This is a genomic window from Streptomyces sp. NPDC002935 (assembly GCF_040611295.1).
Taxonomy (GTDB): domain Bacteria; phylum Actinomycetota; class Actinomycetes; order Streptomycetales; family Streptomycetaceae; genus Streptomyces.
In genome coordinates this window covers 136,989-153,666 of sequence record NZ_JBEXNW010000003.1, presented here as the reverse complement: position 1 = coordinate 153,666, position 16,678 = coordinate 136,989, and the positions used below count along the sequence as shown (strand labels likewise).

General features: G+C 70.1%; 12 protein-coding genes and 1 pseudogene. 8 read left to right on the top strand and 5 right to left on the bottom strand.

Going from position 1 to position 16,678, the window contains the following annotated elements; translation table 11 throughout:
* Positions 1 to 461 (bottom strand): annotated as a pseudogene (locus ABZX90_RS04740) (hypothetical protein); the annotation flags it as partial.
* A gap of 631 nt (positions 462 to 1,092) precedes the next feature.
* Here ABZX90_RS04740 and ABZX90_RS04735 point away from each other — a divergent pair.
* The 4 genes from ABZX90_RS04735 to ABZX90_RS04720 all read left to right on the top strand — a co-directional run bounded on the left by ABZX90_RS04735 (position 1,093) and on the right by ABZX90_RS04720 (position 6,433).
* Positions 1,093 to 1,758, top strand: a complete 666-nt coding sequence (locus ABZX90_RS04735) for a VanZ family protein (protein ID WP_355201489.1) — start codon at positions 1,093 to 1,095, stop codon at positions 1,756 to 1,758.
* A 137-nt stretch (positions 1,759 to 1,895) separates the two neighbouring features.
* A complete protein-coding gene (locus ABZX90_RS04730; protein WP_355201487.1) occupies positions 1,896 to 3,143 on the top strand; it encodes a family 16 glycosylhydrolase in 1,248 nt (415 codons plus the stop codon).
* A 246-nt stretch (positions 3,144 to 3,389) separates the two neighbouring features.
* A complete protein-coding gene (locus tag ABZX90_RS04725; RefSeq protein WP_355201485.1) occupies positions 3,390 to 5,147 on the top strand; it encodes a cation:proton antiporter in 1,758 nt (585 codons plus the stop codon).
* On the top strand, positions 5,144 to 6,433 hold the full coding sequence (locus ABZX90_RS04720; protein ID WP_355201483.1) for a DUF2254 domain-containing protein: 1,290 nt from the start codon (positions 5,144 to 5,146) through the stop codon (positions 6,431 to 6,433). Before ABZX90_RS04725 ends, ABZX90_RS04720 begins: the two co-directional genes overlap by 4 nt.
* 51 nt (positions 6,434 to 6,484) lie before the next feature.
* Here the strand turns inward: ABZX90_RS04720 and ABZX90_RS04715 are convergent, their stop codons facing one another.
* Positions 6,485 to 7,378, bottom strand: a complete 894-nt coding sequence (locus ABZX90_RS04715; RefSeq protein ID WP_355201771.1) for a cyclase family protein — start codon at positions 7,376 to 7,378, stop codon at positions 6,485 to 6,487.
* 88 nt (positions 7,379 to 7,466) lie between these two features.
* Positions 7,467 to 9,290 (bottom strand): glycoside hydrolase family 15 protein, encoded by a 1,824-nt coding sequence (locus ABZX90_RS04710; RefSeq protein ID WP_355201481.1) that lies wholly within the window; start codon positions 9,288 to 9,290, stop codon positions 7,467 to 7,469.
* A gap of 394 nt (positions 9,291 to 9,684) precedes the next feature.
* Between ABZX90_RS04710 and ABZX90_RS04705 the strand changes: the two genes are divergently transcribed.
* The gene (locus ABZX90_RS04705; protein WP_355201479.1) at positions 9,685 to 11,175 is read left to right on the top strand and encodes a cytochrome ubiquinol oxidase subunit I; all 1,491 of its coding nucleotides are present in this window, start codon (positions 9,685 to 9,687) and stop codon (positions 11,173 to 11,175) included.
* A gap of 26 nt (positions 11,176 to 11,201) precedes the next feature.
* Complete coding sequence (gene cydB / locus ABZX90_RS04700) at positions 11,202 to 12,230, top strand: cytochrome d ubiquinol oxidase subunit II (protein WP_355201477.1); 1,029 nt, start codon at positions 11,202 to 11,204, stop codon at positions 12,228 to 12,230.
* 165 nt (positions 12,231 to 12,395) lie between these two features.
* Here the strand turns inward: cydB and ABZX90_RS04695 are convergent, their stop codons facing one another.
* Positions 12,396 to 12,632: a hypothetical protein gene (locus tag ABZX90_RS04695; RefSeq protein ID WP_351120296.1), complete on the bottom strand. Its 237-nt coding sequence runs from the start codon at positions 12,630 to 12,632 to the stop codon at positions 12,396 to 12,398.
* Between the two features lie 254 nt (positions 12,633 to 12,886).
* Here ABZX90_RS04695 and ABZX90_RS04690 point away from each other — a divergent pair, with 254 nt between their 5' ends.
* Together ABZX90_RS04690 and ABZX90_RS04685 are read left to right on the top strand one after the other, a co-directional pair.
* On the top strand, positions 12,887 to 13,906 hold the full coding sequence (locus tag ABZX90_RS04690; RefSeq protein ID WP_355201475.1) for a PHP domain-containing protein: 1,020 nt from the start codon (positions 12,887 to 12,889) through the stop codon (positions 13,904 to 13,906).
* Positions 13,907 to 14,224: 318 nt separating this feature from the next.
* Positions 14,225 to 15,184, top strand: coding sequence for an SDR family NAD(P)-dependent oxidoreductase (locus ABZX90_RS04685; RefSeq protein WP_355201473.1), 960 nt, complete (start codon positions 14,225 to 14,227; stop codon positions 15,182 to 15,184).
* Positions 15,185 to 15,283: 99 nt separating this feature from the next.
* Here ABZX90_RS04685 and ABZX90_RS04680 read toward each other — a convergent pair whose 3' ends face one another.
* On the bottom strand, positions 15,284 to 16,606 hold the full coding sequence (locus tag ABZX90_RS04680; protein ID WP_355201471.1) for an ROK family transcriptional regulator: 1,323 nt from the start codon (positions 16,604 to 16,606) through the stop codon (positions 15,284 to 15,286).
* Positions 16,607 to 16,678: the final 72 nt, after the last annotated feature.

Genomic DNA, 16,678 nt, shown 5'->3' with positions numbered 1-16,678 from the left:
CCATAGCCGGAGCCGTGGTCCGACTCCTGCCCATAGCCGGAGCCGTGGTCCGACTCCTGCCCATAGCCGGAGCCGTGGTCCGACTCCTGCCCATAGCCGGAGCCGTGGTCCGACTCCTGCCCATAGTTGCCACCGATGCCATCCAGCAGGTCAGCTAGCTCCGCATCAAGGCCGTCATTGCCCGGCTCATCCAGCCCCGGCTTGTGCTCCTGTGCGACGTCGCCCTTGCCCTCCGATCCGCTGCGGGGCGTCGCGACCAGTACGTCCTTGGACTGCCTAGTTTCGCCGACTTTGCCGCCCGGCTCCGCGCCTTCCTTTTCCGTCTTGAGCTGCTTTTCCTCATCACCGCTGACTACGGCCGTCGAATGGCCCTCGGAAACCGAGGCATAGGTGCTAGGCGCAGCGATCGCCGCAGCCACAGTCATCGTGGCCGTAGCAATAAGAAGGCGGGAAGCACGCATGAATGGTCTTCCTTTCATCGCGCAAGGCGAAGGTTGACAAGGCATCAGCACACGTACTTATACGTGTATATGAAGAATCATCAGCAAAAATTTGAGCCTCCACAAGTTGAAGTACTGCGTTCGGGGTGGCGATCGAGCATCGAGTTTTTTCACGGCTGCGTCGCACTGCTCCTGGAGGTCAAATTACGTCACTCGTTCGGGCAGACCTGGGGTCCTGTTGTTGTTTCGTGTGGCTGGCCTGCGACGCCTGAGTGACTGCCCGCTGATAGCGGGCCAGGTCGTCGTGCGCCTGCCTGCGACCTCTCGGTTTGGTGTCGGTGGTGGTGAGAGTCGGTGTTGCTGGCCTTGTGGTGGCGTGTCTGTGCTGGTCAGTGGGGGTTTTGGGGACGCCTAGGGCCTGTCCGCTTCCACAGAGTTCGGACACCCCGGCCGAGCGCCCGCTCGGCCGAGGTGAGGCGGAGGAGTGCCGCACGGACCGGCCTTTCGCCGCCCTCCCTCCCGGCACGGCACGGGCCGCGCCGGGGGCGTCCCGTTGGCGCAAAGCTCTCCCGGTCGCCGAACCGTGGGCATCCTCTCCCCCATCGGGGGTAAGTGGGCTGCACCACAGGGCGGTTGAAAACGGGAGGGTCGTATGGTTCGCACTGCGTTGCGCACGCGTGCCGCGAAGGCAGGTCGCCGGAAACCGGCGCCGAAGTCAGGATCGGACCCGGGGAAGCCGGCGTCGAAGTCCGGGAGGGGCAAGGCGGCGTCGAAGTCCGAGCGGGGGAAACCGGAGAGGTCGCGGTGGCCATTCGGCCGCCGCAGGACGCCACCGCCGGCATCCGCACGGGAACCCTCGGCCCTGGCACTGCCCCTCCGGCTGCTGGCCATGCTGATCGCCTTCGCGGCCATGGTGGCGTTCGCCGTCGCACTGGCCCGGCTGACACTGGAGCCCTCACCGGCGTCGACCGCGCTGATCCACGACAACCTTCACCCCGGACGTTCACTGCGGGCCTATCTCGACCAGCCGGAGCTGCGCGACGCCGTCAAGCAGATCGGCGGGAACCTCCTGCTCGGCGTGCCCTTCGGAGTGCTGCTGCCCGTGGTGTTCCCGAAGATCCGCGGAATCCTGCGCGTTCTCGCGCTCACCGCGGTGGTCATGCTCCTGGTCGAGCTGGTCCAGGGAGCCCTCATCACCGGACGTTCCTTCGACATCGACGACGTCATCCTCAACACGACCGGGGCGCTGGTGGGTTACCTCCTCCTGGGACGCCGGTTCGGCCGGGCGGTGCACCCGAGGAAGCGTCTTCGCGCCTGAGCCCTCGCCTCAAGTACTGGTCCGGACCAAAGCCTTGACACTCACTTACCTCACTTCTTAAATCAAGAGGCGAAGCATGCACCCCCCACCTCAGTCGGCGCACCCGTCTGCCGGGTAGCCGTACGGAAATGAGAGTCATGGACTCCCCACGCCTGCTCCGAAGATGCCTCTTCGCCGCACTGTCCGCCGTGCTCGTCGCCTCCGCCTCCGCCGTCGTCGCTCCCGCTCACGCGGCGCCGGCGGCGGCCGCGGCGGCCGTGACGTTCCAGGACACCTTCGACGGTCCCGCCGGTTCGGCCGTCGACTCCTCCAAGTGGCAGATCGAGACCGGCGACAACGTCAACAACCACGAACGGCAGTACTACACGTCGGGCAACAAGAACGCCGCGCTGGACGGCCAGGGCCATCTGGTGATCACGGCCCGCAAGGAGAATCCGGCCAACTACCAGTGCTGGTACGGGACATGCCAGTACACGTCGGCCCGGCTGAACACCTCCGGGAAGTTCACCACGGCGTACGGCCATGTCGAGGCCCGGATGAAGATCCCGCGCGGGCAGGGCATGTGGCCGGCGTTCTGGATGCTCGGCAGCGACATCGGGCAGGTCGGCTGGCCGAACTCCGGTGAGATCGACGTCATGGAGAACGTCGGCTTCGAGCCGTCGACCGTGCACGGCACGATCCACGGTCCGGGGTACTCGGGGTCCGCCGGTATCGGCGCCGGGTACTCGCTGCCGAACGGCCAGGCCTTCGCGGACGCCTTCCACACCTTCGCGGTCGACTGGGCACCGAACACGATCACCTGGTCGGTGGACGGCACGGTCTACCAGCGGCGGACGCCCGCCGATCTGGGTGGCAACACCTGGGTGTTCAACAAGCCGTTCTTCCTGATCCTGAACCTCGCGGTCGGCGGCTACTGGCCGGGCGACCCCGACGGCTCCACCGCCTTCCCGCAGCAACTCGTCGTCGACGAGGTGAAGGTGACGACGGGCGACAGCTCGGGCGGCACCGGTGGCCCGATCAAAGGTCTCGCGGGCAAGTGCGTGGACGTGGCCGCCGCCAACTCGGCCAACGGGACGCCCGTACAGCTCTACGACTGCAACGGGACCGCCGCCCAGCAGTGGACGGTGTCCTCGGACGGCACGATCCGCGCGCTCGGCAAGTGCCTGGACGTCACGGGCAACGGTACGGCGGACGGCACGACGGTCCAACTGTGGGACTGCACCGGCGGCCCCAACCAGAAATGGGCGGTCAGCGCGGCTCACGACATCGTGAACCCGCAGGCCAACAAGTGTCTCGACGTCACGGGCAACAACTCGGCCAATGGCACACGCCTGCAGATCTGGACGTGTTCCGGCGGAGCCAACCAGAAGTGGACGGTGGGCTGACAGACCACGAGACGCCCCGGTGTGAACGTTTCGACGGGACACCGGGGCTGCCGGCCGGAAGCATTTCGTTCGGGGGCCGGCATGCATCCGTGGAAGGACGGCCGCGAAGAGCGGAGCGCGGTCAGCCGGGGTCTCGCGGGGCCGATCGGGTGGTGGGAGACGCGTCCGGCCGCGACAGGCGGGTGCGGGCCCTTTGGACGCGATTGAATCCCACGGGCCCCGAGCGTCACAAGGAGGACGACCGCCATGACCGGCGAGGACATCCTCCTGGGCATCGCCCTGACCGTCGCCCTCGCCACGGGCTCCCAGATCCTGGCGAACAAGCTGCGCGTCCCGGCGCTGATCATCCTCTTGCCCGTCGGCTTCACGGCGGGCGCCCTGACCGACGTCATCCACCCCGGAAAGCTCATCGGCCCGGACTTCCCCGCGCTGGTCTCACTGTCCGTCGCCGTGATCCTCTACGACGCGGGTCTCGGGCTGAATCTGCGCAACCTGACCGGCCGTACCCGCGGAATCGTCGTCCGTCTGCTGTTCATCGGCATCCTGGTCACCTTCTTCGCCGTGGGGGGTATCGGGCCGGCCCTGTTCGGCATCCCGCTGCGGGGGGCCGCGATGATCGGCATGATCCTCGTCGTGTCCGGTCCCACCGTCGTCGGCCCCCTGCTCGAATACGTCCGGCCGACGGACAGGCTGCGGCGCATCCTGATCTGGGAAGGAACACTGACCGACCCGATCGGCGCCATCCTGGGGGCCGTCGTCTTCCACGCCGTCGCGACCTCTCACCGGATCGACCTCGGCCGGGGCTACCAGATCGGGCAGTTCCTCATCAGCATGGGGGTCGGCCTCGTCGGCGGTGCGGTGGGCACGGTCATCCTCTGGCTGGCCCTGCACAAGCTGCGGCTCGGCGAAACGCTCGGCACCCTCGCCCAGTTGGCGACGGTGATCCTCGTCTCCGCGGGCTGCGACATCGCCCGCGACGACACCGGCCTCATCGCCGCCATCTTCACGGGACTCGCCATCACCAACCTCCCGGGGATGTACATGCCGGCTCGCCGGCCCTTCCTCGAGACACTCGTGCAGATGATCATCGGCCTGCTGTTCATCTCCATCTCCTCCTCGGTCACCCCTGATTCCGTGGTGCCCGTGCTCGTACCCTCGCTGATCCTGATCGCCGTTCTCGTCCTCCTGGTCCGGCCGCTCATCGCGTTCGTCTCCGCCCGGGGTTCCGATCTGACCGTGGCCGAATGGGGCTTCATCGGGTGGATGGCGCCGCGCGGCATCGTCGCGGCGTCGACCGCGTCCGCCTTCTCCGCCACCCTCGTGGCGAAGGGACTGCCCGGCGCGTCCAAGATCCTGCCGATCACCTTCCTCGTGATCGTGGGAACCGTTCTGCTCTACGCTCTGACCGCCGCGCCCGTGGCCCGGAAGCTGGGCGTGGTCCGGTCGGCGCGGACACGGCCGCTCCTGGTGGGCGGGGCCCCGTGGGTGATCGGCCGGGGGAAGGCCCTGGAGGCCGCGGGTCTCGACGTGCTGATGTGGGCCGGGCTCGAAGAGGAACGCGAGCGGATCACCACAGCCGGAATCGAGCTCACGCACGGGGAGATGCTGGCGACCGCGACCAACCCCCGCGCCCGTCTGGAGGGCGTGACGGCGGTGTTCCTGCTGACCGACGACGACGATTTCAACGCCCTCGCCTCCGTGGTCATCAAGGACAATGTGCAAGGACCCGTCTACCGGGTGGGGCCGCCGCGGGACAGCCACGGCGTGGTCGCCCCGTACACCGGCGGCGACATCCTCTTCGGCCGCGCTCTCGTCCGGCACCGCCTGGCGGCCCGCTACGAGCAGGGCGCCCGCTTCCATGTGCAGCCCGGATCCCGGCCGATCCCTTCGGACCACGACATCTTGTTCGTGGTCCGCGCCGACGGGCAGTTGGCCCCGGTCACCGGGACCCGGACGATCACGCCGCAGCCGGACGACACCGCCGTACTGATGGGCTCTGCATGACCTCTTGGGCCACCCGTTTCCGGCTTCGGCAGTACGCCAAGGCGAGTCTGTGGATCGTCCCCCTGTTCGGGCTCGTGCTCGGCGTCGCCCTGGCCGAGGCGGCGTCCGCCGTGGACGGGGCGTCCTGGCTGCCGAAGACCTGGGACTACTCCGCCTCGACCGCGAGCAGCGTCCTCAGCTCCGTGGTCGGCGCGATGATCGCGCTGCTCGGCTTCGTCGTCACCATCGGGGTCCTCGTCATCCAGCAGGCCACCGGAACCCTCTCACCGCGCTACATGCGGCTCTGGTACCGCGACCGGTTGCAGAAGGCCGTACTGGCCACCTTCACCGGCACCTTCTCATTCGCGTACACACTGCTGCGGAGCATCGAGACCGACTCCGTGCCCAACCTCGGTGTGACCCTGGCCGGTATCGCCGTCTCCGTGAGCCTCCTGCTCCTGCTGATCTACCTCAACCGCTTCACCCACAACCTGCGGCCGGTGGCGATCGCCGACATCGTGGGACGCCTGGGTGAACGGGTCCTCGACCAAGTGGCGGCACAGGTACGGAGCAGCGCGGCGCCCGCCGGGGCGCCGCGCACGGCAGGCCCGGTGACCCGCATCCGGTCGGAACGCGGCGGTGTCATCCAGGCGTTCGACGCACCCGGCATGGTCTCGCTCGCGGCGCGGCACGACTGCGTCTTCGTGCTGGCCGCCTCTGTCGGCGACTTCGTACCGCCCAGCGGCACCGTCGTCGAGATCCACGGCGGTACGTCCGCGCCCGACCCGCGCCGGGTGACCGGCCTCCTCGCCCTAGGCTCGGAGCGGACGATCGAGCAGGACCCGGGCTTCGCCCTGCGCATCCTGGTCGACATCGCCATCCGCGCCCTCTCCCCCGCGGTCAACGACCCCACCACAGCCGTCCAGGTGCTGAACCACATCGACGCGTTCCTGCACGCCGTCGGACGCGTCGCAACCCGGAGCCACTACGTGCTCACCGACGACCGTGGCACTCCGCGCCTCGTGCTGCCCGGCCGGCCCTGGGAGAACTACCTGGAGCTCGCCGTCACCGAGATCCGCGACTACGGCGCGACCTCCGTCCAGGTCTGCCGACGGCTCCGGGCCCTCCTCGAAGGGCTCATCGCAACGCTGCCCGACGAGCGCGGGCCCGCTCTCCGCGCCGAACTCGGCCTTCTCGACGCCGCGGTCGACAGAGAGTTCGGCGACGCCCCACGCCGCGCCGACGCGCGGACGGCCGACCCCCAGGGCATCGGAGGACGGCACCGACCCGTCAAGCCCGGCCCGTAGGACGTCATGGGTCGGTCGGTGGGTGCGGGCCGGGAGCGGTCGGTCCGCAGGTCAGAGGATGGCGATGGGGTTGACGGGGGAACCGGTGGCCGCGGGGAGCCGCAGGGGTGCGACGACACAGAGGAACGACCAGCGGCCCGCCTCTTCGCAGAGCGGCACCAGGTCCTCGAACCGCAGGTAGTCCATGAAGTGCAGCCCCAGGGCGTGGATTCCCAGCACGTGCACGGGGAAGTCCACGCCCTCGGTGAGACTGGGGGCCGTGTCGTTGTTGCCGTCGCTGCCCAGTACGGCGACCCGGCGCTCGGCCAGGAACTCCATCGCGGCCGGGTGCAGGCCGGCCCGGCTGCGCGAGGCGTCCCACGGCCCTGCCTCCTCGCGCCTACGACGGTGACCGACGCGCACGAGGAGGATGTCCCCGGCGTGGACCCGCACGCCCTGGGCGGCCTCGGCGGCCCGGAGGTCGTCGGCGGTGACATGATCGCCCGGCTCCAGCCACGGCACGCCTCGCAGCCGCGGGATGTCGAGCAGGACGCCCCGGCCGACAATGCCGTTCCGTACGAGGTCGACGGACAGGTCGGTCGCGCCCTCAGCGGTCACGGTGCTCGCGGGGACGCCGCCGTACAGCGTGCCGTCGTAGACGACGTGGCACAGAGCGTCGAGGTGGCTGTCGGCGTCGCCGTGAACGTTCATGGAGAAGTGGTCGGTGGCGAAGTGCAGCCCTGTGGCCGGGGCCTCGGCCTCCGGGCGGCTGGTGAGCCGGTGGCCGGCCGGGTGCGGATTGTCGAGATCCACGGCGGTCTCGATCGGAGACGCCAGCGACACCGTCAGGCCCGAGCGGACCTCGGCCGCCGCGGCGAGGACCGTCGCCGGTGTGACACTGACCAGCGCCCCGCGGCCGCCGATGGAGGGCGGGGACCCGGCGACGTCCGCCCGCTGCCGCCGCAGGCGCTCATACAGGGCATCGAAGGCGGCACGGCTGTGCGGGCGGCCGTCAGGGTTCGGCGCGCCCGGACCCGGCTGCCCGTGCTCCGGCTCAGCCACGCTGCCGCTGCCGGTCGATGGCCTCGTCCAGGGTCGACGCCGCCATGATGAGCGAAAGGTGGGTGAACGCCTGCGGGAAGTTGCCGAGTTGCTCCCCGCTCGGGCCGATCTCCTCAGCGAACAGGCCGACGTGGTTGGCGTAGGTATGCATCTTCTCGAAGGTGTAGCGCGCCGGACGGACCCGCCCGGCCCTGGCCAGGGCGTCGACGTACAGGTAGGTGCAGAGGCTGAAGGTCCCCTCCGAGCCGCGGAGGCCGTCCGGGGAGGCGGCCGGGTCGTACCTGTACACGAGGCTGTCCGAGACGAGCTTGCGCTCCATGGCGTCCAGGGTGGAGAGCCAGCCGGGGCTCTTCGCGGCGAGGAACCCGACGCGCGGGATCAACAGGAGGGAGGCGTCCAGGACGTCCCCGCCGTAGTGCTGCACCAGGGCCTGCTCGGCCTGGCTCCAGCCCTTGTCCATCACCTGTTCGAGAATGCTGTCACGGGCGTTGCGCCAGCGCGGGATGTCGCCGGGCCGGCTGAGTTCCGTCGCCAGGCGCATGCCCCGGTCGAAGGCGACCCAGCACATCACCCGGCTGAACGTGAAGTCGTTGCGGCCTCCGCGCGTCTCCCAAACGCCCTCGTCCGGGCGGTCCCAGTTGTCGGCCAGCCAGTCCAGCGTCCGGGCGAGCCCCTGCCAGCCGTGGTAGCCCAGTTCCTCGCTCGCATCCATGCCCTCGGCCATCGCGTAGAGGGCCTCGCCGTAGATGTCGAGCTGCAGCTGGTCCGCGGCGGCGTTGCCGGCACGAACGGGCCTTGATCCCCGGTAGCCCTCCCAGTGGTCGAGGATCTCCTCGGTCAGGTGCGGGTCCCCGTCGACCCGGTACATGATCTGCAGGCGCTCACCGGGCAGGTCCGCCCGGTCGCGCATCCGCTCCCCCAGCCACTTGGTGAAGGCCGATGCCTCCTCGGCGAACCCGAGGTCGAGCAGGGCCCGTACCGAGAGCGACCCGTCCCTCACCCACGAGTACCGGTAGTCCCAGTTGCGCTCACCGCCGATCTGCTCCGGCAGACCCATGGTGGCGGCGGCCACCGGCGCACCGGTCGGGTGGTAGGTCAGAAGTTTGATCGTGATGGCGGAGCGGTTCACCATCTCGGCCCAGCGCCCCCGGTAGTGGGAGGTGTGCAGCCACCGCTGCCAGAAGTCCACCTCGTGCCACAACGCCTCTGTCACGCCCCCGACCGTGAGCGGAGGCGGCGCCTCGCCGTCGGCGGCGCACGTGGTGAAGACGGCGAAGGCCGACTCACCGATTCCGAGAGTGACCGCGCCCTTGACGTCCTTCCCGTCCCGCGCCAACGGAAAGGACGCCTGCAGATGGCCCGCGATACCGGGGCCCCGGAACACCGCGTCCTGGGGCCGCAGATCGAGCTCGTGGTCGGCCCGGCCGTAGTCGAACCGCGGCCTGCACTCCAGAAGGAACCGCACGGTGCCGCGCACCACGCGAATCACCCGCGTCAGGCTGTGGCGGTCGGTGGGGGTGCGGCTGGTGTTCGCGGGCATCCAGTCGACGACCTCGCCGACGCCCTCCGGCGACATGAACCTCGTGACCAGCACGCCGGTGTCCGGGTAGTAGAGCTGCTTGCACGACACGTCGGAGTGTTCCGGTGCCAGTCGGAAGTACCCGCCGCCGCCGTGGTCGAGCAGCGAGGCGAAGACGCTGGGCGAGTCGAACCTCGGCGAGCAGAACCAGTTCACCACGCCCTCGGACGAGACCAGGGCGGCGGTCTGCAGGTCGCCCACCAGGCCGTGGTTCGCGATGGGGGGATAGCGGTCCATGAGCGTCCAATCCAGGAGGTCTCGGCGCGGTCCACTGTCCGACAGGCCGTACACGGGCGCCTCTCGGAGCCACGGACGGGCGAATCGGGCCGTGGATGACGGGTGTCCGGAGTGCCTACGAGCCCGGATGCTCCGCGGGTCCTGGGTGCCGCCTGCCTCCATTTCCGTCGCTCTACGGTGAGACGGCACTCCCGGTCGGGCCGTACGGGCTAGCTGCCGTCGGCCCGCCCGGCTGGACCGCGACCGTCGCCGGAACGCCGGTGCGGAGCGCGTACGCCGAACGGATGGCCGGGGTCGTCCGGGGGTGCGGCTTGTCGGCCGCCCGGGAACCGGTCTGTTTGTCTGGGCGACTGGATCAGCCTGCGTTGGGGTGCGATGCGATGGGTGCGTGCGGATGAGTCAGCTGGACCTGGCGCGGTTGCAGTTCGCGATGACGTCCATCTACCACTTCCTGTTCGTCCCGGTGACCATCGGGCTGAGCGTGCTGACGGCCCTGCTCCAGACCGCCTGGTACCGAGGCGGGCAGGTCGCGTACCTGCGGCTGACGCGGTTCTTCGGGACCCTGCTGGTGATCAACGTCGCCGTGGGCGTGGTGACCGGCCTGGTCCAGGAGTTCCAGTTCGGGATGGACTGGTCGGGCTACTCCCGGACGGTCGGTGACGTGTTCGGGGCGCCGCTGGCGATGGAGGGCCTGGCCGCGTTCTTCCTGGAGTCGACGTTCCTCGGCCTGTGGATCTTCGGCTGGGACAAGCTGTCCAAGCGCGTCCATCTGGCGACGATCTGGGCGGTGGCGGCCGGCAGCGCGCTGTCGGCGTTGTTCATCATGGCCGCGAACTCCTGGATGCAGCACCCGGTCGGCTACGAAATCGACCCGTCCACCGGCCGCCCCCAGCTCAACGACGTCTGGGCCCTGTTCACCAACCCCGTGTTCCTCCGGGGCTACCTGCATGTACTGCTGGCCGCCCTGGTGACCGGCTCGATGGTCATGCTCTCTGTTTCGGCCTGGCAGCTGCGCAAGGTCCTCCGTGAGGACAAGGGCGGCGCCGAGGACAAGGCCGCCCAGGCCCAGGACAAGGCCCAAGAGAAGACCGCCCACGACGAGGGCAATGGCGCCCCGGACGCTGCGAAGGAGGCGGCCTCCGGGTTCCGGCTGTCGGCCCGCCTGTCGCTGTTCGTCCTCGTGCCCGCCCTGATGTTCGCCATGCTCGTCGGCAGTGAACTCGGCGTGACCGAGGGCAAGTACCAGCCGATGAAGATCGCGGCAGCCGAGGCCCAGTGGGAGACCTGCCAGCCCTGCTCCTTCTCCCTCTTCCAGATCGGCGGGGGCAACAACGACCAGACGCCCACGCAGATCCTGGAGATCCCGCACCTGCTCTCCCTGCTGGCCACCAACCACTGGAACGGCAAGGTCCTCGGCCTCAACGAGGTCAACAGCCAGTACCAGCAGGCCTACGGTCCGGGCGACTACGTACCCAACGTCTTCATCCAGTACTGGGCGATGCGTGTCATGGCCTACCTCGCCTCGCTCGCCCTCCTCCTCGGACTGTGGGGCCTGTGGCTGCTGCGGCGCGAACGGCTCACGCACGCGCGCTGGTTCCTGAACACGGCGGTGTGGGCCGTGCTGTTGCCGTTCCTCATCAACACCTCCGGCTGGCTCCTCACCGAGAACGGACGCCAGCCCTGGATCGTCCAAGGCCTCCAGCTGACGAAGAACGGCGTCTCCTCCTCCGTCAGTACCGCCGAGGTCGCCATCAGCATCGTGGCCTTCTTCCTCCTCTACGCCGCTATGGCCGTGATCGCCGCCGTCCTGATGACACGCCACACGCGCAAGGGCACCGGCCCCCTGGGCCAGGACGACCAGCCCGCATCCGAGATGACCTACTGAGGTCCCGAGCCGCCGGAAGGCCCGCGATGGCATTCACCACCCTCTGGTTCATCCTCGTCACCGTGCTGTGGACGGGCTTCTTCGTTCTGGAGGGCTTCGACCTCGGGGTCGGCATGCTCCACGGAGTGCTCTCCCGCGACGAGTCGAGCCGACGGGCCGTGCTGCACACCATCGGACCGGTATGGGACGGCAACGAGGTCTGGCTGGTCACCGCCGGCGCCGCCATGTTCGCCGCGTTCCCGGGCTGGTACGCCACCATGTTCTCCGGCTTCTACCTCGCTCTCGTGCTCCTTCTGGCCGGGCTCATCGTCCGCGGCGTCGCCATCGAGTACCGCGATCGCGTCGACAGCGCCCGATGGCGACGGAACTGGACGGCCTTGCTGACCGCGGGCAGCGTGACCGTGCCCCTGGTGCTCGGCATCGCCCTCGGTGACCTGCTGCACGGCGTACCCATCGACCACGACCAGGAGTACACGGGCTCCTTCGCCGACCTGTTCACCGGCTACGGCGTCTTCACCGGGATCACTCTCACCGTGCTCTGCCTCCTGCACGGCGCGACCTTCCTCTCCCTGAAGACCAGCGGGGACATCCGCGAGAGGGCCCGCCGACTGGCCCGGCTCACCGTCCTGCCCGCAGGCCTGGTGGTCCTCGCCTTCGTCTTCTGGACACGCTCGCTGTCGAGCGGCGGCATTCTCCTGAACCTCGCCGAACTCGCCGCCGTCGTGGCCGTCGCCGCCGCGGCCTGGCTGATCAGCAGCGGCCACGACGGCTGGGCGTTCGGTGCCACCACTCTCGCGATCGCCGGAACCGTGACATCGCTGTTCACCGAGCTCTATCCCAGGGTCATGGTCTCCAGCACGAGCAGCGCCTACGACCTGACCGTCCACAACACCGCGTCCGGCCCCTACGCGCTCAAGGTCATGACGGTGGTCGTCCTCGTCCTGCTCCCGGTCGTCCTCTGCTACCAGGGCTGGACCTACCACGTCTTCCGGCAGAGGATCTCCGCCGACCGGTTCCCCACTCCCGAAGAGCCCGCCGCGGCGGGCCCTGCCTGACCGAAGACACCCGCTTCGGCCGGCCACCCGAGCGGGCCGCTGACCGCGCGCAGGACCGACCGCACGCAGGACCCGGTCATCGGCACTTCGTCGGTCGGCGCGGCACACAGGAACATCCCGGGGCCGGCCGCCGGGCCCGGCACGGTTCCTCGGGCCGGGACGGCGTCAGCGCGGCTGCCAGGTGAGTTTGTCGCCGCCCACCCAGCGGACCACGTCGGGGTCGTCGAGATCGTGGACGGTGATGCCGTACGCCGCCGCGTACTGCAGGACGTCGGTGATCGCCTTCGCCTCACCGACCATCTCGCCGTCGATCTCCATGATCCGGAACGGCGGCGTGCCCGGCTGCACCCCGAGCACCAGGATCCGTGGGTTGGAGATGTGGGGGCTCGCGCTTTCGGTCATAGCCAGATCGTAAAGCGGTTCCCGTGGTTCTCGCGGGTCAGCGGCGGAGCGCCGGATGCCTCCCGCCCGCGCCGCCGGGCACGCGGTGGAGCAGCGGGAATCCGGGGGTTCGCCCAGCCGGGTGAGCCGCCCGCCGCGCCCGCCCGGGGAAGGGGCGCGCCGCCGCGCCGGGCATCCGCCGTGCGCTCCGGCGACGGCTGGGCAACGCTGGGGGGAGCGTGCGGCGGCCGACGCGTCCGCAGGGAGGAGTGCCGATGGATCCCGTCGAGGCCCTGGACCGGATCGCGTTCCTGCTGGAGCGGAGGTTGGCTCCGACCTATCGGGTCCGGGCCTTCCGTACCGCGCAGGCCCTGCTCGCCGGGATGCCCGCCGACGAGGTGCGCGAGCGGGCGGCGACCGGGGCTCTGGAGTCGCTCAAGGGCATCGGCCCGAAGACCGCGCAGGTGGTGCGGGAGGCGCTGGCCGGCGAGGTGCCCGGCTACCTGGAGAAGGTTGAGCGGGAGGCCGCGGGGCCGCTCACCGAGGGCGGTGAGGGACTGCGGGCACTCTTGCGCGGGGACTGTCATCTGCACTCCGACTGGTCGGACGGCGGCAGCCCGATCGAGGAGATGGGGCGTACGGCGGCGCGGCTCGGCCACGAGTGGGCGGTGCTCACCGACCACTCGCCGCGCCTGACCGTGGCGAGCGGCCTGTCACCGGAGCGGCTCCGCGAGCAATTGGCGGTCGTCGCGGACCTCAACGAACGCTGGGCGCCCTTCCGGCTGCTCACCGGCATCGAGTGCGACATCCTCGACGACGGATCGCTCGACCAGGAGCCGGAGTTGCTGGAGCGGCTGGACGTGGTGGTCGTGTCCGTGCACTCCAAGCTGCGCATGGACGCGCGGCCGATGACCCGCCGGATGATCGCCGCCGTACGCAATCCGCTCTCGGACGTGCTCGGGCACTGCACCGGGCGGCTGATCGGCGAGCGCGGCCGGCCCGAGTCCGAGTTCGACGCGGACGCGGTCTTCGCGGCCTGCGCGGAGACCGGCACGGCCGTCGAGATCAACAGCCGCCCGGAGCGCCTCGACCCGCCGCGCCGGCTGCTGCGGAAAGCGGTCGACGCGGGCGTCCTGTTCTCCCTGGACACCGACGCGCACGCCCCCGGACAGCTGGACTGGCAGATCTACGGCTGCGCGCGGGCCGAGGAGTGCGGGGTGCCCGCCGAGCGCGTCGTCACCACCTGGACGCTGGAGGAGCTGCTCGCCTGGGCCGGGACGCGGGAGACGCCGTGACGTACGTCACGGCCGACGGCGTCGTTCCGGGGAACACCCACAGGTAGTTACCCGTTGAACAAACCGTGGGTGCGGATGGGACAGTGTCCCCGGGCCTCACCTTTGCCCACAGGGACGATCGTTCGGCTGAAGCCCTGTGGAGCGTTTCGCCGAGAGGCGACCGCCATCGGCGCCCACCACAGACGGCCCCGACCGAGATTCCCCCATCCGGTCGGGGCCTCTCCCTTGCCCGGGACGCCTCCCCGGCCGGGCGTCCGTCGGGGGGAGCGGCCGTGTCCACTTGACTTGGAGTCCGCTCCAATTCGTAGCGTGCGAGACATGAGCACTGCACAGCACAAGATCGGTTCGGGTTTCGGCGCCCGGAGCACCGCCGACGACGTCCTCCACGGGATCGACCTCTCCGGCAAGCTCGCGGTCGTCACGGGCGGCTACTCGGGTCTCGGCCTGGAGACCACGCGGGCGCTGGCGAAAGCGGGCGCCCGGGTCGTGGTCCCCGCACGGCGCCCGGCGACCGCGCGCGAGGCGCTGGAGGGCATCGACGGCGTCGAGACGGACGAGCTCGACCTCGGCGACCTGGAGAGCGTGCGCGCCTTCGCGGAGCGCTTCCTCGCCTCGGGCCGGCCCATCGACATCGTCATCGACAGCGCCGGCATCATGGCCTGCCCGGAGACCCGGGTCGGACCCGGCTGGGAGGCCCAGTTCGCGACCAATCACCTCGGTCACTTCGCGCTGGTCAACCGGCTCTGGCCGGCGATCGAGCCGGGCGGGGCGCGGGTCGTGTCCGTGTCCTCCGCGGGCCACCACTACTCCGACATCCGGTGGGACGACCCGCACTGGCACGAGGGCTACGACAAATGGGAGGCGTACGGGCAGGCGAAGACGGCGAACGTGCTGTTCGCCGTGGAGCTCGACCGGCGCGGGCGGGAGTCCGGCGTACGGGCCTTCTCGCTGCACCCCGGTGGCATCCTCACCCCGCTCCAGCGGTACCTGCCCCAGCAGGAGATGGTCGACCGCGGCTGGATCGACGAGAACGGCACACCGCTGAACCCCGAGGGCTTCAAGACGCCCGAGCAGGGAGCGGCCACCCAGGTGTGGGCCGCGACCTCGCCGCAGCTGGCCGGCATGGGCGGGGTGTACTGCGAGGACTGCGACATCGCCGAGCCCGCTCCGGCGGACGGCACCCGGACGGGTGTGCGCGCCTACGCGACCGACCCCGGACAGGCCGCCCGGCTGTGGGAACTGTCGGCGGAGCTGACCGAAGTGAACGCCTTCGCGTGAGCCACCCGGAGTCCGTGGTGCCGCGGCGTCCGGGGCGCGCCATGAACTCCTGCGCATTCGCGGCACGTTGTTCGCCGAGGTACGGCTCCTGGCCGGTGGTCAGTGGGGCGCCCGCTCCTCCAGTGCCGTGCGCCAGGCCGGCGACGGGCCCGCCGGTGCGGGTTCCGCGCGTCGGCCGCCGCGCGCGAAGAAGTCGGCCAGCGGCAGGATCGCGGCGCCGACGGTGACGGCGTCGGGGCCTAGACGGCCGAGGTCGATGGTGACCCGCTGGGCGGGATAGCGCAGGGCGTACGCGGAGGCGTACCGGCGGACGGCGGGCAGAAAGCGGGAGCCGAGCTGGAGACCCGCCCAGCCGCCGATGAGGATGCGCTCGGGCTGGAAGAGGTTGATCAGGTCGGAGAGCCCGGCGCCCAGGTACTCGGCGGTCTCCTCCAGGACGGCGAGCGCGATGGGATCGACCTCGGTGCCGTCGGGCGGGTAGGCGGCCGCGAGCATCGCGGTGAGCGCGGTCTCCTCGTCGGTGCCCTCCGGGGGACGCCCGCCCTCCTCGCGCCAGCGGTCCAGGAGCGCCTCGGCGCCCGCATAGGCCTCCAGGCAGCCCAGGGCGCCGCAGCGGCAGCGGCGGCCTCTGACCCGCACGGTCAGATGCCCCCATTCGACGGACCGGCCGTTCTCCACCTCCTCGGTGACGAGGCAGGCGCCGACGCCGGAGCCGAAGAGGACGACCACCGCGTTGCGGGCGCCGCGTCCGGCGCCGAACCACATCTCGGCCTGGCCGAGGGTCCGGGCGCCGTTGTCCGCGAAGTACGGGACGGTGTCGGGGAGTTCGCAGGCGGAGCGGAGCAGGGACTCCAGCGGGACGGCGTCCCAGCCGATGGTCTGGCCGTGCACGACCGCGCCGCGCTCGGGGGTACGGGCGACGATGCCGGGCACACCGATGCCGACGCCGAGGAGCTGTTCGGGGGCGATGTCCGCCTCGGCGAGGACCTCGGCGATGCCGTCGCGGATATGGCCGACGATGACGTCGACGTCGTACTCCTGGCGTCTGAGCGGTCGGTCGGCCTCGTATCCCTGGCGCTCCAACGGCCGTTCGGCGCGGGCGAGTTCGGTGAGCGTGAGGTCGAACAGCTCGATGCGGACACGGGTTTCACCGACGTCGACGCCGATCATGTGACCGCTGCCGGGCACCACACGCAGCAGTGTGCGGGGACGGCCGCCGTCGGAGTCGACGCTGCCGGCCTCCTCGACGAGGCCGTCGGCGACGAGTTCGGCGACCACGTTGCTGATGGATCCGGAACTCAGTCCGGTGGCCGGACCGAGCTCGTAGCGGCTCATCGGCCCGTCGAAATACAACCGTTGTAGTACGGCGGTGCGATTGCCCCGCCGCAGGTCACGCACTGTCCGCCCGTTCCGCCCCGCCATAAGATTTCCCTTCCGGCCTGCCCGACCTGCAAGATACCCCTGCGCGATCCCTTGACGCGACTTTCTTCCGGG